Raw genomic sequence first — 20,396 nt, 5'->3', positions numbered from 1 at the left:
CCACCCCTCACGCTTGGTAACGAGAACACCACGCTATCGACCGGCACCGACAAACCCGCAAGGAAATCCGTGATCCGCCAACCCGACAGGCCAGGCCGCACTCGCGCCTCGGCGGCCTACCCGCTCGCGATCACCCCGTCGCCTCAAAGCGACAGTCCCCTCGGGAGACTCTGATGGAACTCACGGCGGAGCCCTGTTCGCCGGTCCGGGTCGAGCACGCCGAGGGCCCGTTCTGGTACGGCGACCGGTTCGGCTGGGTGGACATCATGGCCGGGCGGCTGTGGCTGGCCGGCTTCGACGGGACGACCCTGACCGCGCCGCGGTCCCACGACGTGGGGCGGCCGCTCGGTGCGGCGGTGCCGGACGCGGCGGGCGGCTGGGTGCTCGCCGCCGGCACCGCCTTCCTCCGGCTCGACGAGGACGGCACCGTGACGCCGCTGACCGAGGATCTCGCCGACCCGTCACCGCTCCGGATGAACGACGGCAAGTGCGACCCGGCCGGTCGGTTCTGGGCCGGCACGATGGCCTACGACGAGTCGCGGCCGATCGCCTCGCTGTACGTCTTCGACGGGCGTCCCGGCACGGTGCTGAACGGCGTGACGATCTCCAACGGGCTGGGCTGGAGCCCGGACCACCGCCTCATGTACTACATCGACACCCCGACCGGGCGCGTCGACGTGTTCGACTACGACGCGGACTCCGGCGCGGTGTCCGGACGCCGGCCGTTCGTCGCGGTGGAGGGCGGGCATCCCGACGGCATGACCGTCGACGACGAGGGCTTCCTGTGGGTGGCGCTGTGGGGCGGCGGGGCGGTGCATCGCTACGACCCGTCGGGCCGGCTCGCGGGCGTCGTGCGGCTGCCGGTGACGAACGTGTCGAGCTGCTGCTTCGGCGGTGCCGACGGCACGACGCTGTTCGTGACGACCTCCCAGCAGGGCCTGTCCGCGGAGCAGCGCGAGGCCGAGCCGGACGCGGGCCGGATCTTCCGCGTCAGCCCGGGCGTCGGCGGCCCGCCCGCAACCCCCTTCGGCTGACATTCGGCTGACCGGAACCTGCCGATCGGGCGATTTCCCACCGAGGCGGCGGGGCCATGCGTCATGATCTCCCTGTGGACGAATGGTCACTTAGTGGATACACCGCCCTCCGAGAGCTGGGCCGAGGCGGCTTCGGCCGCGTCGTGCTCGCCCGCCACGACGCCTCGGGCACACACGTCGCGATCAAGTACCTGCACGTGACCGATGAGAGTTTCCGCACGGAGTTCCGCGCGGAGGCCGGAATCCTGCGCGGGCTACGGGACCCGCACGTGGTGACCCTGTTCGACTACGTCGAGACGCCGCAGGGCGCGGCGATCGTCATGGAGGCGATCGACGGGGTGTCGCTCCGCGCCCTGCTCAAAGAGCGGGGCAACCTCGAACCGGAGGCCGCGCTCGCCGTGCTGAAGGGGTCGCTGCTCGGCCTCGGGGCCGCGCATCGCGTGGGCGTCGTCCACCGTGACTACAAGCCCGCCAACGTCATGGTCGGCGGCGACGGGCAGAGCAAACTGATCGACTTCGGCATCGCGCTGCGCTCCGGCGACTCGGGACAGGTCGTCGGCACCCCGCCGTACATGGCGCCGGAGCAGTGGGACGGGGCGCCGGCCTCGCCCAGCACCGACGTGTACGCCGCGACCTGCGTGTTCTTCGAGTGCGTGACCGGCCGCACCCCATACCGGGCGGACACGCTGGCCGCGTACCGGGCGCAGCACATGGTCGGCCCGATCCCCACGGACGACGTGCCGGAGCCGGTACGGGCCCTGGTCGAACGCGGCCTGGCCAAGCACCCGCAGGGCCGCCCGCCCGGCGCGACCGAGTTCGCCGCGGAGTTGGAGGCGGCGGCCACCGCCGCGTACGGGCCGGAGTGGGAGTCCAATGGCTGGCGGCGTCTGGCCGAGGCGGCGGCCGGCCTGGCCGCGCTATTCCCGTTCGCCATGCTCGTCGCGAAGGTGGCCCCGGGCGGGGCCGCCCACGCGGGCCACGCCGGCGTGGCGGCGGGCAAGGCGGGTGCGGCGGCGGGCAAGGCCGGCGCCACGGCGGGCAAGGCCGGGCACGGGGCGCTGACCAAACTGCTCGGCGGCAACGCCGCGACCAAGGTGATCGCCGTGGCCACCGGCGCGGTCGTGGTGGGCGGGGCGGGCACCGCCGCGATCGTGCTGACCCACCATGACAAGCCGAAGAAGGCCGCCGTGGCGCCGCTGCGCGTCGAACTGGCCTCCTACAACCGGCAGGTCACCGGCCTGGACCTGAGCGGCGCCCACTCCGTCCAGGTGAGCGGCGGGAAGGACGCCGCCCTGCGCCGCCGTATCAACGACGCTCTGGCCGCCCCGCTCGAATGGGCGGCCGACGAGATTCGGCAGATGACCGCCAAGGCACAGCCGCCCTGCACGAAGCCGAGCGTGCTCGGGGCGAAGCCCGAGATCGGGCTGCGCGGCCCGCACCTGGTGACCGTCCGGTACGAACTGCCGAAACAGTTGTGCTACCCGCTCGACTTCGAACTGCCGCACATCACCGTCACCGTCGACCTGCGCACCGGGCAGTCACTGACGCCCGAGCAGGTGTTCGCCGCCGGCACGGTCACGACGAGCGGCATCGACACGTTGATGCGACGCGTGCAGCCCCACACCACCAAGCCGGACCTCGCGCTGGTGTGCACCGAGGGGACGGCCCCCGACGACTTCCGCCCGGGCCGGCCGTTCAACACGAAACGGCCGCAGCCGCCGCGCGTCTCGCCCTTCCTCACCCCGAAGGGCCTGGACGTCACGTGGTCGCACGTGGGCAGCGAGTGCCCGTTCTACGCGGTCACCCTGCCGTACTCCGAGGCACGTGACCTGCTCGCCCCGAACATCGTCGCGGAGCTGCCCAAATAGCACCCACATCAGGCGGGGTCCGCCTCCGGCGCGAACTCATCCAGCATGTTCAGCAGTTGGTCCACGCGTTCCACGATGACGGCGCGCAACCGTTCGGCGAGTCTGTCCCAGTCTTCGCGGGTCGGGGGCCCGCCGGGCGGGAGGGCCGCGAGTGCCACGCGGATCTCCTCCAGGGTGAGCCCGACCCGTTGTGCGGCGCGGATCATCGCGACGCGGCACAGCACGTCGGCGAAGAAGCGGCGCTGGTTGTCGCTCGTCCGCTCGCAGGGCAACAGACCCTGGTCGGCGTACCAGCGCACCGCCGACCTGGCGATGCCCATGCGCTCGGCGACCTGGCCGACCGTGAGGCCGGAGACGTGCCACTCCGCGGCCTCGCGATCGCGCGGCCGCGGGCTTGCGTTCAAGTTCACTTGACCCCCTAGCGTCTCGGCCATCTCACCACGAGACGTACAGGAGGAACACCATGGCCGAAACGTTGCGCGTCGGAGTACTCGTCGGCAGCACCCGCCCGGCCCGGCGGGCCAGGGCGGTCGCCGAGTGGATCTGCGCGGGCCCCGAAGCCGCCGAGCTCGCCCTCGACCTCACCGTCGTCGACCTGGAGGAGGTCGGCCTGCCGATGCTGGCCGAACCCGATCCGCCCGCCTTCGGCCGGTACGCGCTGGAGCACACGAGGGCCTGGGCGGAACTGGTCGCCGGCTTCGACGCCTACGTGCTCGTGTCACCGGAGTACAACCACTCCACCACCGCCGTGCTGAAGAACGCGCTGGACCACCTGTACGCCGAGTGGCAGGACAAGGCCGTGGCCTTCGCCGGCTACGGCACCGGCGGCGGGGTCAGGGCCGTCGAGCACCTGCGCGGGATCACCGCGGAGCTCGGCATGGCCGGCGTCGGGCCGCAGGTGGCGCTCGACCTCTTCGAGGACTTCGACGACCAGGGACGATGCGGGCCGCGGGCACGGCAGGAGGAGGCGCGCCGCCGGATGCTCACCGGCCTGGCGCGCTGGGGACGGTCGCTGCGGGGCCTGCGTTCGACGCCGGACACCCCCGACGGCGAGCGGCCGCGCCTGCACTCGCCCGCGGAGAACGCCGAGGCCTCCGCCGCGGTGGAGCGGCTCATCGAGACGCTCCAGGGCGGCGGCGAGACCGTCGACGCCGACGAGTACGACCGGATGTTCGCCGAGGACATCCTCTGGGGCAGCCCCTACGGACGCACGCTGGCGGGGTACGCGCCGCTCAACGCGATCCACCACAAGCTCATGGCGAAGAGGGTCGCGCCTCCGTCGCGGTTCGAGCCGGTCCAGGTCCTCGCACCGGCGCCCGGCGTGGCCGTCGCCCACATCCGCCGGCGTGCCCTGACCGATGGCACCGACGAGCCCGGCTTCTCCGAGATGGCGATGTACGTCCTGATCAAGCGGCACGGAACCTGGTGGCTCGCCGCCGCCCAGAACACCCCCGTCGCCGACCCGCCCCCGGCGCCGTGACCCCGGAACCGCCGCCCGGCTTCGCCGTGCCGCCACGCCGCTTCACCTCTAGTGCGCGCCGGCTCAGCGGCGCTCGCCCAGGGTGGCGAGGCCGGTGACGAGCAGGTCGACTAGGAGGCGTGCTCGGCTGCCATCCGGGTCGAGATCAGGGTCGAAGACGGTCACCTGGGCTCCGGTGGCACGCGGCGCGAGAGCCGCGAGAAGATCGGTCAGTTCGACGACGCTGAGTCCTCCGGGGTCCGGGGAATCGACGGCGGGCATCACGCTCGGATCGAGGATGTCGACGTCCAGATGCAGCCAGTAGCCGTCGAGGTCGTCACGATCGACGACATCGAGAATCCGGCGCGCGGCTTCCGCGGCGCCGTGCGATCGGATCTGTGCGGCGGTGATGACCGTGCCCAGAAGCGCGGTGGTCTCCTCAAGCGCCGAGTCGTCGTCGCGGCAGCCCGCATGGGCGGTGTCGGTTGGGGCGAAGTACGGGCCGAGGCCATCGATGTCGGCGATCGTGGGCCAGTGCAGGCCCACCGCGGCGGCCAGATCTTCTCCGGCCAGGCTGGCGCACTGGTCGGAGTTGCCGGGATGCCGGAAGTCGGTGTGTCCGTCGAGATGCACCAGGCCGTAACGCCCCGGCGCTCGCCGCAGGGCGATCCCCGTCCCCACGAGCAGGCTGCAGTCCCCACCGACCACCAGGGGTGTAAGGCCGTCGGCGCGGAGGGTCTCGATGCGCTCGGCCAGCCGCCGGGCGTGCTCGACGATGGCCTGGTGATTGCGGAGCACGCCTGGTCGGGCATCGTCGGCGTACCGGCGGGGGAGTACGGCGCCGCGATCGTGCCCGCCGCGCTCGGCGAAGCGTCGGTGAAGGCCGGCCTCACGGAGCGCCTCAGGCGCTTTGGCCGTGCCGGGCACGCTCGTCGGCGCGGGCGGGCGCAACCCCAGGTTGGTGGGGGCGGAGATCAGGCCGATCGTCACCGGTCGAAGCTACACCCGGGAGCGGACATTCTCGGTCGCGCGGGACTCGTCTAGAGCACACGGGAAAGAGCGGCCTCGATGACCTCCAGGCCGGCGACGGCGTCGTCGAGTGTCACCGGGGGCGGCGCTTCACCCCGGATCGCGGCGGCGACCGCCGGGTAGAAGTCCTGGTAGCGGCCGTGCTCGGTGACGTGCGGCCGTGTTCTGCCCGGGGTGCCGAGCAGCCCGTACGCCTCCGGCGGCGTCACGCCGAAACCCTGGTCGTCCGGCGTCAGCCCGTCGCGGAGCTGGGCCTCCTGGCCGTCCAGGCCGTAGGTCGTGTACGCCGCCCGGTCGCCGAGGACGCGGAAGCGCGGGCCCAGCTCGGCGCTGACCGCGCTCATCCACAGGTGCGACCGGACGCCGTTCGTGTGGGTCAGGGCCACGAACGCGTCGTCGGCGGCCTCCGCGCCGGGGCGGCGGACGTCCACCTCCGCGTACACCTCAGAGGCCGGCGGCCCGAACAACGTGATCGCCTGGTCGATGAGGTGCGCGCCGAGGTCGTACAGGACGCCGCCGGCCGCGGCCGGGTCGGCGGTCTCCTTCCAGCCCGGTTTGATCTCCGGGCGCCAGCGGGTGAACCGCGACTCGAACCGCAGCACCCGGCCCAGCGTGCCCGCCGAGCACAGCCGGGCGACCGTGCGGAAGTCGCCGTCCCAGCGCCGGTTGTGGAAGGGGATCACGAGCGGCCCGCCGGCGAGGGACCGTGCCTCGGCCGCGGTCGGCGCGACCGGTTTGTCGACCACGACCGGCAGGCCGGCGTCGAGCGCGGCGCGGGCGAGGGGAACGTGGGAACGGTTCGGCGTCGTGACCACGACCAGGTCGTATCCGCCCGCCCACACCGGGTCCGTACCGTCCAGGATCTCCGTGTCCGGGTACCGGTCGCGGACGCTCGCCCGGCGTTCGGGGTTCGCCGTGACGACGGCGGCCAGTTCGAGGTCCGGCGCGGCGGAGATGAGCGGCGCGTGGAAGACGGCACCTCCGGTGCCATAGCCGATCAACGCGACCCGAAGGGTGTCCACAGATGGCCTCCTCGGGAACCATTTGATCACGCTCCGGGTCTGTCCCGGCACGCCCGCCCGGCCTAATGTCGCTGAGGGGCCCACGATGGGGAGGAGTGTGCATGCCCGGACCATCCCCGGATGCGAATCTGGCGGAGGTGCTCAGGCAGTGGACGAACGCGTTCGGCTGGTCTGAACGGGCCGCGTTCCTGTGCGGTGACGACGTCTACACCCACGGCGAGGTGCACCGGGGCGCGGCCCGCGCCGCGTCGCTGCTGCGCGCGCACGGGGTCGCGCCGAGCGACCGCGTGACGATCGCGCTGCCCGGCTCGATGGAGCTCGTCTGGTCGTTTCTCGGCGCCGTACGCATCGGCGCGATCGCGGTCCTGGCCGACCCGGACGCCTCGGCGCTGCCCCCGGCGGCCTTCGCGGTCTGCTCGCCCGGGCGCCACCCGCACACGATCACGCCTGTGGAGCTGATCGCCGCGCTGCCCGCCGCCGCCTTCGCCGACCCGTACCCGGTGCTGCCCGAGGCGCCGGCGTACGGCCAGCACGCCACGACGTACGCCCACCGCGACCCCGAAGAGTCCTACCTGGCGATGGAGCCGTTCGGGCTGCGCGAGAACGACGTGCTGTTCTCGGTGTCGAAGACCTACGACCCGGTCGGCCTGCGCAACACCATCTTCCTTCCGCTGTTCACCGGCTCCTGCGCGGTCCTCGACTCGCGGCAGCGTTCGATCCCCCTGGTCGCGGAGGGCGTGCGGCGGCACCGGGCCAGCGTGCTGCTGTCGACGTCGGCGTTCCTGGGCCGGCTGGCGGCGGAACGGCCGGAGGGCGACTTCGCGCCGCTGCGGCTCGCGGTGTCCCAGGGGGCGACGCCACCACCGAGCCGGGTCGAGCAGTGGCTCGGCTGCCCGGTGGTGACGCCGTGATCGGTCAGCCGCCGGCCCCGGCGTAGGTGCCGAAGCTCCAGAAGACGCCTTCGGGGTCGCGCACCGTGAAACCGCGCCCGTACGGCTCGTCCTGCGGCTCCTGCACCACCGTGGCGCCGGCCGCCCGCGCCCGCTTGAACAGGCCGTCGACGTCGTCGGTCACGACATAGGCCGAACCGGTGCCGGACGGCAGGCCGGCGATGGAGCTGTCCTCGCGGGACGCGCTGCCGAGCATGACGCCTCCGCCGAGGGGCCAGCGGAGCTCGGCGTGGTCGACGCGGTCGCCGCTCTCGTAGACCGCGACGCGCTCGAAGCCGAAGGCGTCGGTCAGGAACTGGATGGCGGCGTGGGCGTCGGAGTAGCGGAACGACGGCCAGATGAAAGTTTCGCTCATGAATCCTCCTTCGTCGGAGGAGTGACCATGGGCGCTGTGTTCGTTGATTCGCTCACTACGTTCGCTCATGCCGTCATCGTCCGCCGGCGTCCTCGCCGCCGTCTTGGATGAATGGGAGATCGTCGCCGGTCAGCCAGGCCGAGGGCGGGCAGCCGCACAGGTCGTTCCACTCGCGCGCCAGGTGCGCCTGGTCGTAGAACCCGCACACGGCCGCGACCTCGGCGAGCGACGGCCGGTCCCGCCGCGACAACAGCCGCTTGGAGCGCTGGAACCGTACGACGCGCGCCGTCTCCTTCGGCGTCAGGCCGTACTCGGCGGTGAACCGCGCGGCCAGGTGCCGGCGGCTCCAGCCGACCTCGGAGGCGATGTCGGCGACGCGCGCGAGGCCGCCGCTCCCGACGATCAGCCGCCAGGCGTGGCGCAGCTCGTCCGGGGGCGCGCCCGGACGGCCGGCGTCACCGGACAGCACCTCGTCCAGTACGGCGAACCGCGCGGGCCACGACCGCGCCTCGGCCAGCCGCTCGGTCAGCTCGGCCGCCCGCGTCCGCAGCAGCCCGTCGAGCGGGATGACGACCGACGCGAGCTCGCCGGCCGGCATCCCCAGCAGTGACCGGGCGCCCTGCGGGGTGAGGCTGAGCTGGACGCCGTACTGGTCGCCGTCGTGCTCGATCAGCACCGGGCGCGTGTGCATCCCCCCGGCGAGCGCCGGAAACCCCGCGGCGTCCGAATGACGGCCGGGCTGGGTCGCGCGGGTCGGCGCGCCGAGGCTGAGCACCACGGTGAGGTACGGCGAGGGCAGCCCGCGGTGGGTGCCCGGCGGCAGACCCTCGTAGCGGTAGCCCGAGTAGTGGGCGACCAGCGGCGCCAGGCGTGCCGGCGGGGTCACCTCGGCTCGCTCCATGACGAGAGCTGAGCTGCTCATGGCCCCCACGGTAACCGTGACGAACGGCACGTCGCGTCCCTGCCGCGGAGAATTTCCTCCTCATAGACTGGCCGCGCGACGGCGAGGGAAGGAACCCGGTGCGATTCCGGGACTGTCCCGCAACTGTGATCGGATAGCGCACTCGCGCGCGGTGACCCGAGAGTCAGGAGACTTCCCGCCGTCGGCATCGGCACCCGAGCCGGGGCGAGGACCCCCGAGGGAAGGACCCACACGTGCGCGTCTTGCTGCTTTCCACCGCCGACACCGAGTTGCTGTCGGCCCGTTCCGCCGGGTACGCCACGGGCAATCCCGCCCGGCTGGCCCTCGCCGACCTCGACGCGCTCTGCGCGGACGCGGACGCCGTCGTCGTCCGGCTCCTGGGCGGTCTGAAGACCTGGCGCGCGGGCGTGGAGGACCTGCGGCGGCGCGGTCTGCCGCTGGTCGCGCTCGGCGGTGAGGCCACCCCGGACGCCGAGCTGATGGCGCTGTCCACCGTGCCCGCGGGCGTCGCGGCCGAAGCCCTGGACTACCTGCGCGAGGGCGGCGTCGGCAACCTGCGCGAGCTGCGTCGCTTCCTCGCCGGGATGCTGTCGCCGGGTGACGAGGAGCCCTGGGCGCCGCCGCAGCGGATGCCCGAGTACGGCGTGCACGGTGAGCCTGAGGCCCGCGCGGACCGGCCCACGGTGGGCGTGGTCTTCTACCGGGCGCACGAACTGTCCGGCAACACCGCGTTCGTCGACACGCTCTGCGAGCGGATCGAGGCGGCGGGCGGCAACGCGCTGCCGGTCTTCTGCGGCTCGCTCCGCTCCGCCGACGAGGGCCTGCTCGAACTCCTCGGCCGCGCCGACGCCATCGTGGTGACGGTGCTCGCGGCCGGAGCCTCCGCCGAAGATGGGTGGGACGCGGGAGCGCTGGCGGCGCTGGACGTCCCGGTCATCCAGGGCATGTGCCTGACGACCTCGCGGGAGGTGTGGGCGGCCTCCGACGCGGCGCTGTCGCCGATGGACGCGGCCATGCAGGTGGCCATCCCCGAGTTCGACGGACGGCTGATCTCCGTGCCGTTCTCCTTCAAGCAGGAGGGCCCCGACGGTATCCCGGTGTACGCCGCCGATCCCGAGCGCGCCGCCCGCGTCGCCGGCATCGCCGTGCGCCACGCGCGCCTGCGGCACACGCCGCCCGCCGAGCGCAGGCTGGCGATCGTGCTCTCGTCGTACCCGACCAAGCACGCGCGCGTCGGCAACGCGGTCGGCCTGGACACCCCGGTCTCGGCGGTACGCCTGCTGACCGCGCTGAAGGAGGCCGGCTACCAGGTCGGCGACCACCCCGACGACGGCGACGAGCTCATCCACTCGCTCATCGCGGCGGGCGGCCACGACGTGGAGTGGCTGACCGAGGAGCAGCTGCGCGCCGCGTCCGCGCGGGTGCCGCTGGAGGACTACCGACACTGGTTCGCCGCGCTGCCCGACTCGCTGCGTGAGGCCGTACGGGAGCACTGGGGCGAGCCGCCGGGTGAGCTCTACACGGACGGCGACGACATCGTGCTGGCCTCGCTGCGGTTCGGGAACGTGCTGCTGATGATCCAGCCGCCGCGCGGCTTCGGCGAGAACCCGGTGGCGATCTACCACGACCCGGATCTGCCGCCGTCGCACCACTACCTGGCCGCCTACCGCTGGCTGGACGAGACGTTCCGCGCCGACGCGGTCGTCCACCTCGGCAAGCACGGCACGCTCGAATGGCTGCCCGGCAAGGGCCTGGGCCTGTCCGCCGAGTGCGCGCCCGACGCCGTGCTCGGCGACCTGCCGCTGGTGTACCCGTTCATCGTCAACGACCCCGGCGAGGGCACCCAGGCCAAGCGCCGTGGCCACGCCGTCGTCGTCGACCACATGGTGCCGCCGATGGCCCGCGCGGACACGTACGGCGACCTGGCCAAGCTGGAACAGCTGCTGGACGAGTACGCCACGGTCCAGGCGCTGGACCCGGCCAAGCTGCCCGCCGTGCGCGCGCAGATCTGGACCCTCGTGCAGGCCGCCCAGCTCCACCAGGACCTGCACGTGTCCGACGAGCCGGGCGCCGACGACTTCGACGACTTCGTCCTGCACGTGGACGGGTACCTGTGCGAGGTCAAGGACGTGCAGATCCGCGACGGCCTGCACATCCTCGGCGACGCGCCGGACGCGGAGCAGCGGGTCAACCTCGTCCTCGCGGTGCTGCGGGCCGCCCAGGTCTGGACCGGCGGCTCCGGCGCGCTGCCGGGACTGCGCGCGGCCGTCGCCGCCCGGTACGGGCTGGAGGAGAAGGCGCTGCTGGCCGAGCCGGGCGCCCCGGCGGACGCCGGCGGGCTCACCGAACTCGCCGACGGCCCCTCTCGTACCGCGTCCGACGTCATCGACCTGCTCGAGGCGGTCGCGCGGCGGCTCGTCGTCGGCATGGAGACCCTCGGCTGGGACGCCGCGAAGGTCCCGGCGGTCTGCGCCGAGGTGCTCGGCTCGGCGGACCAGAACGTCGAACGGCTCCTGGAGTTCGCGGCGCGCGAGGTCGTGCCGCGCCTGGCGGCCACGTCCGGCGAGATCGACGCCGTACTGCACGCGCTGGACGGCGGGTACGTCCCGGCCGGGCCGTCGGGCTCGCCGACGCGCGGCCTGGTCAACGTGCTGCCGACCGGGCGCAACTTCTACTCCGTCGACCCGAAGGCGATCCCCTCACGCGGCTCCTGGGAGGTCGGCGTCTCCCTCGCCGACTCGCTGGTCGCCCGCCACCTCGCCGACACAGGGGAGTACCCGAGCAGCGTCGGCCTCACGGTCTGGGGCACCTCGGCGATGCGCACCCAGGGCGACGACATCGCCGAGGTCCTCGCGCTGATCGGCGTACGGCCGGTGTGGGACGACGCCTCCCGCCGGGTCACCGGCTTCGAGGTGATCCCGCGCGCGGAGCTGGGCCGCCCGCGCATCGACGTGACGCTGCGCATCTCCGGTTTCTTCCGCGACGCCTTTCCGCACGTCATCACCCTCATCGACGACGCGATCGCGACCGTCGCCGAGCTGGACGAACCGGACAATCACCTGCGGGCGCACGCGCTGGAGGACGCGCGCGAGCACGGTGACTGGCGGCGCGCCACGAGCCGCATCTTCGGCTCCAAGCCCGGCGCGTACGGCGCGGGCCTGCTGCCGCTGATCGACGCGCGCAACTGGCGCGACGACGGCGACCTGGCCGAGGTGTACGCCGTGTGGGGCGGCTACGCGTACGGGCGCGGACTCGACGGGCGCGAGGCGCGCGGCGACATGGAGGCGGCGTTCCGGCGCATCACCGTCGCCGCGAAGAACCAGGACACCCGCGAGCACGACATCGTCGACTCCGACGACTACTTCCAGTACCACGGCGGCATGGTGGCCATGGTCCGTACGCTGACGGGCCGCAGCCCCGCCGCGTACGTCGGCGACTCGGCGCTGCCGGAACAGGTGAGGACGAGGACGCTCGGCGAGGAGACGCACCGGGTGTTCCGCGCCCGCGTGGTCAACCCGCGCTGGATCGCGGCGATGCGCCGGCACGGGTACAAGGGCGCGTTCGAACTGGCCGCGACGGTGGACTACCTGTTCGGCTACGACGCGACGGCCGGCGTGGTGGACGACTGGATGTACGAGAAGCTGGCCGAGGAGTACGTCTTCGACCCGGAGAACCGCGAGTTCATGGAGCGCTCGAACCCCTGGGCGCTGCGCGGCATCACCGAACGCCTGCTGGAGGCCGCCGACCGCGACCTGTGGGCCGAGCCGGACCCCGAGACCCTCGACCGGCTCCGCGAGACCTACCTGCGCCTCGAAGGCGACCTCGAAGGCGGCGAGTGACGCACCTCACACGACACGGCGGAAAGGGGTGACCGTTCGCCCGGGGCGGGTCTACACTTGCGTCGTTCGTTGTCTTGGATCATTCGCGTTATGAAGGTAGGTCTGGCGCCATGACCGCATCCCAGACTCCGACCCCCGCCGAGGAGTTGCGCGGTGCCGGCCTGCGGGTGACCGCCGCACGCGTCGCGCTGCTCGAGACCGTGCGGCACGGTGACCACCTCGACGTCGAGGCGATCGCGTCCGGAGTGCGCGATCGCGTGGGTCACGTCTCCCTCCAAGCCGTGTACGAGGCCCTGCACGCCCTCACCGCGGCCCGGCTCGTACGCCGCATCGAGCCGGCCGGCAGCCCGGCCCGGTTCGAGGGACGCGTGGGGGACAACCACCACCATGTCGTCTGCCGGTCCTGCGGTGTCGTCGCCGACGTCGACTGCGCGGTCGGTGAGATTCCCTGCCTGACTCCGTCCGACGACCACGGCTTCGTGATCGACGAGGCCGAGGTCGTGTACTGGGGCCTGTGCCCCGACTGTTCCACCGCACGCAATTCCTGAGCACCCGCTCTGATCCCGGAAGGATTCCCGTGTCTGACACTCCTGACACCGTTGTTGGAGAGACGAACGATGAGAGCGCGGGCGGCTGCCCGGTCGCGCACGGGCGTGCCCCGCACCCCACTCAGGGAGGCGGCAACCGCGGCTGGTGGCCGGATCGGCTCAACCTGAAGCTGCTCGTCAAGAACCCGCCCATGGCCAACCCCCTGGGCGAGGACTTCGACTACGCCGAGGCGTTCAACAGCCTCGACCTCGCCGCCGTGAAGCAGGACATCGCGCAGGTGCTCACGGACTCACAGGACTGGTGGCCGGCCGACTTCGGGAACTACGGGCCGCTGATCATCCGCATGGCGTGGCACAGCGCGGGCACCTACCGCGTCAGCGACGGCCGGGGTGGCGCCGGGGCGGGGCAGCAGCGCTTCGCGCCCCTCAACAGCTGGCCGGACAACGCGAGCCTCGACAAGGCCCGCCGCGTGCTGTGGCCCGTCAAGCAGAAGTACGGCCAGAAGATCTCGTGGGCCGACCTGATGATCCTGGCCGGCAACGTCGCCCTGGAGACGATGGGCCTGAAGACCTTCGGCTTCGGCGGCGGCCGCGAGGACGCCTGGGAGGCCGACGAGGACGTCTTCTGGGGCCCCGAGACCGCCTGGCTGGACGACGAGCGCTACAGCGGTGAGCGCGAGCTGGAAAAGCCCCTGGCCGCGGTGCAGATGGGCCTCATCTACGTCAACCCCGAGGGCCCGAACGGCAACCCGGACCCGGTCGCCGCGGCACGCGACATCCGCGAGACGTTCGGCCGCATGGGGATGAACGACGAGGAGACCGTCGCCCTGATCGCCGGTGGCCACACCTTCGGCAAGACGCACGGCGCGGCCCCGGCCGACGCCATCGGACCCGAGCCCGAGGGCGCCCCGCTGGAGGACCAGGGCCTGGGCTGGAAGAACTCCTACGGCACCGGCAAGGGCCGGGACTCCCACACGAGCGGTCTCGAGGTCACCTGGACGCCCACCCCGACGAAGTGGGACAACACCTTCTTCGAGCTCCTCTTCGGCTACGAGTGGGAGCTGACCGAGAGCCCCTCCGGGGCGAACCAGTGGCGGCCGAAGGACGGCGCCGGCGCCGGCACCGTGCCCGACCCTGAGGACGGCACGCTGAACCGCGCACCGGGGATGCTGACGACCGACCTCTCGCTGCGCTTCGACCCGATCTACGAGCCGATCTCGCGGCGCTTCAAGGACAACCCCGAGGAGTTCGCGGACGCGTTCGCCCGCGCCTGGTTCAAGCTGACCCACCGCGACATGGGCCCGATCCAGCGGTACCTCGGTCCCGAGGTCCCGTCGGAGACGCTGATCTGGCAGGACCCCGTCCCGGCGGTCGACCACGAGCTGGTCGACGCCGATGACATCGCCGCGCTCAAGGCCCGGCTCCTGGACTCCGGTCTCTCGGTCTCCCAGCTGGTCACCACCGCGTGGGCGTCGGCCGCGTCGTTCCGCGGCACCGACAAGCGCGGCGGCGCCAACGGCGCGCGCATCCGGCTGGAGCCGCAGAAGAACTGGGAGGTCAACAACCCCAACGAGCTGACGACCGTGCTGCGCACCCTGGAGCAGGTCCAGGAGGCGTTCAACGCCGAGCAGACCGGTGGTAAGCGGATCTCCCTGGCCGACCTGATCGTGCTCGGTGGGTGCGCGGCCGTCGAGAAGGCCGCGAAGGACGCCGGCCACGACATCGTGGTGCCCTTCACTCCGGGACGCACCGACGCGTCGCAGGAGCAGACCGACGTCGAGTCCTTCGAGGTGATGGAGCCGTCGCACGACGGGTTCCGCAACTACCTCATGAAGGGCAACCTGCTGCCGGGCGAGTTCCTCCTGATCGATCGGGCGAACCTCCTCACCCTGAGCGCGCCCGAGATGACGGTCCTCCTCGGTGGGCTGCGCGTCCTGGGCGCCAACCACGGGCAGTCCTCCCTGGGCGTCCTCACCGACCGCCCCGGGACGCTGACCAACGACTTCTTCGTGAACCTGCTCGACATGGGCACGGTGTGGAAGCCGGTGTCCGAGGAGTCCGAGACCTACGAGGGACGCGACGCCTCGGACGAGGTCAAGTGGACCGCCAGCCGCGTCGACCTGGTCTTCGGCGCCAACTCCGAGCTGCGCGCGGTCGCCGAGGTGTACGCGAGCGACGACGCGAAGGAGAAGTTCGTGAACGACTTCGTCGCGGCGTGGGACAAGGTGATGATGCTGGACCGGTACGACCTGGTCTGAGCTCGTCTGATCTGATCTGACCTGGTCTGGTGGGTACGTCCAGGCCGGCCCGTGGATGGGCCGGCCTGGACGTTCTCATGTGGCGGGCGCGACGAGGAGGCCTGCCGTCCGCCGCGCCCAGCGGACGGCGAACGGTGTGGCCAGCCCCGTCAGGGCGAACAGCGCCCCGACGACGTACCAGCCGGGGCGGCCCCAGGTGATGCAGAGCGCGATGAGCACGCTCGGCCCGACGGCTTCGGACAGCCCGGCGCCCAGGCCGAACACGCCGAGATACTGCCCGGTGGCATGCTCCGGGGCGAGGGCGAAGGACACCTCGAACCCCCCGCCGGAGTGCCACAGTTCGCCGACCGTGTGGACGACGACCGCGGCCATGAGCAGCGTCGCGGCGGCCCACGCGGGTGTCCCCGCGGACAGTGAGATCAGCGAGCAGGACACCAGGAAGGCCACGCCCGCGCGGCGGTAGGCGACCCCGCCGGCCGTGGGGTCGCTGATGCCGCGGCTGGCCCGTACCTGGAACACGACGACGATGACGGTGTTCACGACCATCGTCCCCGACACGAGCCAGCGCGGAGCGGCGGTGGCCCCCACCAGCCACAGCGGGACGGCCACGGTGAGCACCTTGAACTGGACGGCCATGATGCCGTCGAGCGCGGTGAGCAGAAGATAGGGCCGGTCCCGCAGGGCGATCCAGCGAGGTCCGTGAACGCCGGGCTTCGCCGTGACCGGCGGGAGGAAGGCCAGGATCGCCGCGGAGGCCGCGAAGGCGACCGCGTTGCCGATGACCAGCGTCTGGTACGCGGTGAGGGTGCCCACCTCGACGGCCCAGCCCGCCAGCAGGGCGCCGAGGGAGATGCCGACATTGGTCACGGCGCGGAGATAGGCGCGGAACTCCTGCGGCCGGTCCCCGCCGTACCGCCTGATGATCGGACTGCGCGCGGCCAGTCCCGCCGCCTTGGCCCCGGTGGCCGCGCCCACCGCGAGAACGAACGGCCAGAACCCGTCCACCAGCACGAAGCCGGCCGTGGCCAGCGCCTGGACGACGAGGGTGGCCGCGTAGACGCCACGAGCGCCGCGCCGGTCCGCGAGATGCCCGACGGCGATGCCCATGGCCAGTGAGAGGAGGCCGGCCATGCCGAGCCCGAGCCCCACCTGGCTCGCCGGCAGATGCACCGCCTGGGTGAAGTACAGGACTCCGGCGGTGAGGTAGAGGCCGCTGCCGACGGTGTAGACGAAGTTCGAGGCCGCGACGACGCGCTGGGGTCCGGTGTCCGGGATCAGGTGGGACATGACGCCATCTTGTTGCAACTTGCTCGCAACAGCAATAGCTATGCGACTGGGGTCGTCACAGGGCCTCCAGCGCCTTCTGGATGATGGATCGCGACTCCGTGATCGAGTAAGCGTGGCCTCGGAGCAGGTCGAACCGCATCGCGCAGGTCGCGACGGTGGGCGGCCGGTCGATCAGAGTTCCGTGTCCCGCCGATTCGAGGTAAACGACGTCGCTTTCGCCGTTGAACTCCAGGACCGTGAAACTTCCGGAGAACGCGACATAGTAGTCGGTGTCCTGTGGAAGCACTTGGATGCTGATTTCCGGGCGCTCGGAGAGTCGCAGCAGATGGGCGAGCTGTTCGCGAACGGTGTCGGGCGATCCGATTTTCCGGCGCAGCGCCACCTCGTCGATGACGAGGAAGACGTGCGGGGGATTCTTCCGGTCGAAGAGTGCCTTGCGTTCGGCCTGCGTCCGGATCGTCTCGTCGATCTCGTCGGGGTTCATGACCTTTCCCAGTAGCGCGCGAGCGTAGTCGTCGGTCTGGAAGAGCGCCGGGATGAGACGCGTCTCGAACACGCGCATCGTGTTGGCGCTCCGCTCCAGCTCCAGGTATGCCGCTGAGCCGGGCGGCAGCGTCCCCAGGCGGCGCGTTCCCTTGATGAGTTTCCAGAATTCGAGGAACAGGCCGCCCAGCTTGAAGTACGTGTCGAGATCCTCGGCGAACGTTTTGGACGGAACGTTCCTCGCCGTCTCGATCTGGCCGACGAACTGCGGGCTGTAGCCCAGGGTCTCCGCGAGTTCGGTCCTGGTGAGGCCGGCGGCCTCGCGCATCTTCTGGAGCGCGATACCGAACGCTTGAATCGCCGGAGAGTCATGCGGATCGCGTTGCGCTGCCATGAGAAATGGGGCTCCTGTCCGTAAATGTCGCATCGCCGTATATCGCGGTTTCGCGTATCAGCATTGCGAGGACGGACTTATATGTCACCATTCCCAGGTACTTCTGGAACTTCTCCCCCTGGAGTGTGCGCCGATGAACATCAATGAGTCGCCCGACCCGCGATCGTCGCTGTGGGCATTCATGGCTTACCTGCTGCGCTTTCACCGGATGGAGCGCGGCATGTCCGGCGCCGCGCTGGCCGACCTGCTCAACTGCGCCCGCTCGTCGATTTCCCGACTGGAGAACGCCGACGCCAAGCTCACCGAGGCGCAGGCCGCGCAGGTGGACGACGAGTGGAGGACCGGCGGCCTGTTCGGCGTGCTGCTGTTCTTCGCGCGCCTGGGCCACGACCCCAACTGGTTCAAGTCATTCACCGACGCCGAACTCCGCGCCCTGGTCATGAAGATCTACAGCGGCCAACTGATCCCGGCCCTGTTCCAGACCCCCGAGTACGCCAGAGCGGTCCTGACGGCCGGTCGATGGCCGGATGTGGAAGGCGCGGTGGAAGCACGAATGGCGCGGCAAAGACTGCTGACGAAGAAGGACCCGCCCGAGGTCTGGCTTCTGCTCGCGGAAACGGCTCTGCTCGTTCATGTCGGCGGCAAGAAGGGCATGCGCGCTCAACTCGCCCACCTGCTGGAACTCTCGGAGTTGCCTAACGTGACCCTGCGCGTGGTCCCGAACTCGGCAGGCGCGAACTTCGGTCTCGATGGACCTTTCAAGATCGTCACGTTGAGGAAGAGCGTATTGGCTTATGTGGAGGCGCTGAACGGCGGAAGGCTGGTGCCCGAGGAAGCCGAGGTAGGCGAGCTTGAGACGAGATTCGACCGAATCGGGGCTGTGGCCGAGCCCGTAGACTCCTCCCGTCGTCTGATTCGGGAACTGATGGAGACCTATACATGACCTCCCCGGTATGGCGAAAGAGCAGTTGGACGAGCGACGGCACGCAGGGCAACTGTGTGGAAGTGGCGGAGCTACCGAGCGCGGGATTCTCGGGGGAGCGCGATGGACCTTCCACTGACGGAGTTCGAGCCGAGCGGTGACGGTCTGGTCCCGCCGACCCCTCCGCCGCTGAGCGAGCAACTGCCCGAGCGCGTCGTGATGTGCTTCTTCCCCGAGATCGTCGACGGCCTCGGAGAGACGCACGGCGCGCGACGCATCGGCGCGTACTCCCGCGAACTCGGCGGTCACGCCGTCTACCGGCTCGTCCATGACGGTGTGCCGGTCGCCGTGTTCCACCCCGGCGTCGGCGCGCCCCTCGCCGTGCAGCACTTCGAGAAGGCGATCGCCGCCGGCGGACGGTACTTCGTCGCCTGCGGCGGTGCGGGCGCCGTACGGCCCGGCCTGGCGCTCGGTCACGTCGTCGTGCCGGACGCCGCCGTACGCGACGAGGGCACTTCGTACCACTACGCCGCGCCCTCCCGCCTGATGAGCGCCGACCCGTCCGCGGTGGAGACGGCCGTGGCCACGCTCGCCGCACACGACATTCCCCACGTCACCGGCACGACCTGGACGACGGACGCCCCGTTCCGCGAGACCCCCGAGCGCGTACGGGCGCGCCGCGAGGAGGGCTGCCTGACGGTCGAGATGGAGACCGCCGCGTTCCTCGCCGTCGCACGCTTCCGTGACGTGCGCTTCGCTCAGTACCTCTACGCGGGCGACGACGTGAGCGGCCAGGCCTGGGACCACCGCGCATGGACGACGGCCGCCGTACGGCCGGAACTGCTCGGGCTCGCGATCGAGACGGTCACCAGGCTGTGAACGCCAGAGCCGGCCAAGAGACGGCGGCGACCTACGGTGATTCCCACGGAGCCCCGGACCTGACCGGCCACCCGGTCACCCGGCTGATCATCGGGATCAGCCGGGAGGCGACCTTGAGATGGCCCGCGACCGTCGGATGGACCGTGTCGGTGTAATCCGCGGTGCTGTGCCGGTCCAGCCAGCCATCGGTGTCGACGAAGACCATCCGCGGATCGGCGGCGTCCGCCACGTCGGACTGGATCGCGGCCGTGTGCCGGCCGATGAGCGGCTCCATCGCGAAGATCCAGGCATGCGGGTTCGCCGCGCGGACCTCGCTCAGGTAGCTCACGTACGCCGGCGCGAACTGCTCATCCGTGACCGTGCTGTCGTTGGAGCCTTGCAACACCACCACGACGTCCGGGACGAACCCGGAGTCGGCGGGCGATCCGGCGAAGTTGTACGGGAAGGACTCCGGCGCCGTCGGCACGTTGCCGACGCCCTCGCGCATGACGCCCTGCTTGCCGAAGCCCACGAGCTGCATGTCGGCGCCGAAGGCACGGGCGGTGACCGCGGCGTACGTGCGCGTGCCGTCTGCTCCGTCCGGGGTCAGCGGTTGCCCGAGCGCGCGGATGCCCTCGGTGATCGAGTCGCCGAAGAAGGCCATCCGCACGGGCGCCGGCCGCGGCGGCGAAAGCAACCGCCCGCGGGGCGCGAGGCGGAACCCGCGAATGATCACGGCGTCGCCGAGCGGCGGCAGCCAGCGGTTGGTGACCTGGTCGGTGTCCTTGACGTCGACGCGCAGCGTGTGCGCGCCCGGACGCAGCCCGGGCGGTGCGAGGTCGATCTCCGGCCGGTCCACCGTCACCAGTGACCGAGGCCCACCGTCGACGGTCACCCACAGCTGTGGCGGCACCGCGACGGTGGAGACGTCGAACAGGCCGGTCACCTGCCCGCCGGTGAACCGCAGGCGTACCCGCGATCCCGAGTTCACCGTGGCCGCCTCGTCGCCCGCGTAGTGGCGCTCCCAGCGCCCGACGAATCCGATCCGCGGATCGGAGGACGCGACGGTCGTGCTCGCCTGCGCCACCGCGCTGGGCGTGCCGAGCAGTGCTCCGGCCAGCAGGGCGGCCGGGAGTGCCCCGGCCGCCGCTGCCCGATCGCTCCTCAT

General features: G+C 71.5%; 18 protein-coding genes and 1 riboswitch. Of the genes, 10 read left to right on the top strand and 8 right to left on the bottom strand.

The annotated features are described in order from the left end of the window. Positions 1–173 precede the first annotated feature (173 nt). Both ACQEV1_RS41155 and ACQEV1_RS41150 read left to right on the top strand, forming a co-directional pair. Positions 174–1,034 carry an SMP-30/gluconolactonase/LRE family protein gene (locus ACQEV1_RS41155; RefSeq protein ID WP_433401943.1) on the top strand — a complete coding sequence of 287 codons (861 nt, stop codon included), beginning with the start codon at positions 174–176 and terminating at the stop codon, positions 1,032–1,034. A gap of 74 nt (positions 1,035–1,108) precedes the next feature. Further along, positions 1,109–2,902, top strand: a complete 1,794-nt coding sequence (locus tag ACQEV1_RS41150) for a serine/threonine-protein kinase (RefSeq protein WP_285630912.1) — start codon at positions 1,109–1,111, stop codon at positions 2,900–2,902. 8 nt (positions 2,903–2,910) lie between these two features. Here the strand turns inward: ACQEV1_RS41150 and ACQEV1_RS41145 are convergent, their stop codons facing one another. Continuing rightward, positions 2,911–3,312 carry a MerR family transcriptional regulator gene (locus ACQEV1_RS41145; protein WP_285630915.1) on the bottom strand — a complete coding sequence of 134 codons (402 nt, stop codon included), beginning with the start codon at positions 3,310–3,312 and terminating at the stop codon, positions 2,911–2,913. Positions 3,313–3,365: 53 nt separating this feature from the next. Between ACQEV1_RS41145 and ACQEV1_RS41140 the strand changes: the two genes are divergently transcribed. Beyond that, entirely contained in the window at positions 3,366–4,382 is a 1,017-nt protein-coding gene (locus tag ACQEV1_RS41140; protein WP_433401940.1) for an SgcJ/EcaC family oxidoreductase, read from the top strand. Positions 4,383–4,445: 63 nt separating this feature from the next. Here ACQEV1_RS41140 and ACQEV1_RS41135 read toward each other — a convergent pair whose 3' ends face one another. Beyond that, the gene (locus ACQEV1_RS41135; RefSeq protein WP_433401938.1) at positions 4,446–5,351 is read right to left on the bottom strand and encodes an arginase family protein; all 906 of its coding nucleotides are present in this window, start codon (positions 5,349–5,351) and stop codon (positions 4,446–4,448) included. A 50-nt stretch (positions 5,352–5,401) separates the two neighbouring features. After that, positions 5,402–6,412 carry a Gfo/Idh/MocA family oxidoreductase gene (locus ACQEV1_RS41130; protein ID WP_433401936.1) on the bottom strand — a complete coding sequence of 337 codons (1,011 nt, stop codon included), beginning with the start codon at positions 6,410–6,412 and terminating at the stop codon, positions 5,402–5,404. Between the two features lie 101 nt (positions 6,413–6,513). Here ACQEV1_RS41130 and ACQEV1_RS41125 point away from each other — a divergent pair, with 101 nt between their 5' ends. Continuing rightward, the gene (locus ACQEV1_RS41125) at positions 6,514–7,323 is read left to right on the top strand and encodes an AMP-binding protein (RefSeq protein WP_433401934.1); all 810 of its coding nucleotides are present in this window, start codon (positions 6,514–6,516) and stop codon (positions 7,321–7,323) included. Positions 7,324–7,327: 4 nt separating this feature from the next. On the opposite strand, the gene ACQEV1_RS41120 is transcribed toward ACQEV1_RS41125, so the two are convergent. Beyond that, the gene (locus tag ACQEV1_RS41120; RefSeq protein WP_433401932.1) at positions 7,328–7,717 is read right to left on the bottom strand and encodes a VOC family protein; all 390 of its coding nucleotides are present in this window, start codon (positions 7,715–7,717) and stop codon (positions 7,328–7,330) included. Positions 7,718–7,790: 73 nt separating this feature from the next. After that, positions 7,791–8,639, bottom strand: a complete 849-nt coding sequence (locus tag ACQEV1_RS41115) for a helix-turn-helix domain-containing protein (RefSeq protein WP_433401930.1) — start codon at positions 8,637–8,639, stop codon at positions 7,791–7,793. 50 nt (positions 8,640–8,689) lie between these two features. Beyond that, positions 8,690–8,833: riboswitch (cobalamin riboswitch) on the top strand. 39 nt (positions 8,834–8,872) lie between these two features. Between ACQEV1_RS41115 and cobN the strand changes: the two genes are divergently transcribed. The 3 genes from cobN to katG all read left to right on the top strand — a co-directional run bounded on the left by cobN (position 8,873) and on the right by katG (position 15,284). After that, positions 8,873–12,478: a cobaltochelatase subunit CobN gene (gene cobN / locus ACQEV1_RS41110; protein WP_433401928.1), complete on the top strand. Its 3,606-nt coding sequence runs from the start codon at positions 8,873–8,875 to the stop codon at positions 12,476–12,478. A gap of 110 nt (positions 12,479–12,588) precedes the next feature. Further along, positions 12,589–13,026: a Fur family transcriptional regulator gene (locus ACQEV1_RS41105; RefSeq protein WP_285574122.1), complete on the top strand. Its 438-nt coding sequence runs from the start codon at positions 12,589–12,591 to the stop codon at positions 13,024–13,026. Between the two features lie 29 nt (positions 13,027–13,055). Continuing rightward, positions 13,056–15,284 carry a catalase/peroxidase HPI gene (katG, locus tag ACQEV1_RS41100; RefSeq protein ID WP_433401926.1) on the top strand — a complete coding sequence of 743 codons (2,229 nt, stop codon included), beginning with the start codon at positions 13,056–13,058 and terminating at the stop codon, positions 15,282–15,284. A 75-nt stretch (positions 15,285–15,359) separates the two neighbouring features. Here katG and ACQEV1_RS41095 read toward each other — a convergent pair whose 3' ends face one another. Continuing rightward, on the bottom strand, positions 15,360–16,571 hold the full coding sequence (locus tag ACQEV1_RS41095) for an MFS transporter (RefSeq protein WP_433401924.1): 1,212 nt from the start codon (positions 16,569–16,571) through the stop codon (positions 15,360–15,362). Positions 16,572–16,626: 55 nt separating this feature from the next. After that, a complete protein-coding gene (locus ACQEV1_RS41090) occupies positions 16,627–17,481 on the bottom strand; it encodes a helix-turn-helix domain-containing protein (protein ID WP_433401922.1) in 855 nt (284 codons plus the stop codon). A gap of 100 nt (positions 17,482–17,581) precedes the next feature. Between ACQEV1_RS41090 and ACQEV1_RS41085 the strand changes: the two genes are divergently transcribed. The 3 genes from ACQEV1_RS41085 to ACQEV1_RS41075 are packed head-to-tail and all read left to right on the top strand — an operon-like array spanning position 17,582 to position 19,249. Next, entirely contained in the window at positions 17,582–18,391 is an 810-nt protein-coding gene (locus tag ACQEV1_RS41085; RefSeq protein ID WP_433401920.1) for a helix-turn-helix domain-containing protein, read from the top strand. Beyond that, the gene (locus ACQEV1_RS41080; RefSeq protein WP_433401918.1) at positions 18,388–18,531 is read left to right on the top strand and encodes a DUF397 domain-containing protein; all 144 of its coding nucleotides are present in this window, start codon (positions 18,388–18,390) and stop codon (positions 18,529–18,531) included. The genes ACQEV1_RS41085 and ACQEV1_RS41080 overlap by 4 nt, the downstream gene beginning before the upstream one ends. Further along, positions 18,494–19,249, top strand: a complete 756-nt coding sequence (locus ACQEV1_RS41075; protein ID WP_433401916.1) for a nucleoside phosphorylase — start codon at positions 18,494–18,496, stop codon at positions 19,247–19,249. The genes ACQEV1_RS41080 and ACQEV1_RS41075 overlap by 38 nt, the downstream gene beginning before the upstream one ends. Before the next feature lie 31 nt (positions 19,250–19,280). Here the strand turns inward: ACQEV1_RS41075 and ACQEV1_RS41070 are convergent, their stop codons facing one another. Continuing rightward, complete coding sequence (locus ACQEV1_RS41070) at positions 19,281–20,396, bottom strand: GDSL-type esterase/lipase family protein (RefSeq protein WP_433401914.1); 1,116 nt, start codon at positions 20,394–20,396, stop codon at positions 19,281–19,283.

Origin of the sequence: Actinoallomurus sp. CA-142502 (assembly GCF_050936355.1) — a bacterium.
GTDB lineage: Bacteria > Actinomycetota > Actinomycetes > Streptosporangiales > Streptosporangiaceae > Actinoallomurus > Actinoallomurus iriomotensis.
The sequence above is the reverse complement of the archived record's forward strand: the minus strand, read 5'-3'. Positions and strand labels throughout refer to the sequence as shown.